1 tRNA gene and 1 rRNA gene are annotated in these 329 nt (G+C 40.4%); both read right to left on the reverse strand.

Annotated features, from left to right (window positions below):
• Window positions 1-113: 113 nt before the first annotated feature.
• Window positions 114-189 (reverse strand) — tRNA-Ala (locus tag ACK2WN_RS12345).
• A 52-nt stretch (window positions 190-241) separates the two neighbouring features.
• Window positions 242-329: ribosomal RNA gene (locus tag ACK2WN_RS12350) — 16S ribosomal RNA — on the reverse strand; the annotation flags it as partial.

Below are 329 nucleotides of genomic sequence, written 5' to 3' on the forward strand. Positions count from 1 at the left end.
TAACTTGACCAGTTACATTTGACATTTTTTAGTAAGGTTGTCGTCCTTATTTATCACATTAAGGAAATAAATGATGTCATATCATAATATATATGTAGTTTTCAAAGTACAAATGGTGGAGATGAGGAGATTCGAACTCCTGACCCCTTGCTTGCAAGGCAAGTGCTCTCCCAACTGAGCTACACCCCCATATTAAGTTTGTATAAACTTTCAAAACTGAACAGCAGATAATTCTCCCTAGAAAGGAGGTGATCCAGCCGCACCTTCCGATACGGCTACCTTGTTACGACTTCACCCCAGTTATTGATTCCACCTTCGACGACTTCTCC

Origin of the sequence: Peptacetobacter sp. AB800 (genome assembly GCF_047807365.1) — a bacterium.
Lineage (GTDB): Bacteria > Bacillota > Clostridia > Peptostreptococcales > Peptostreptococcaceae > Peptacetobacter.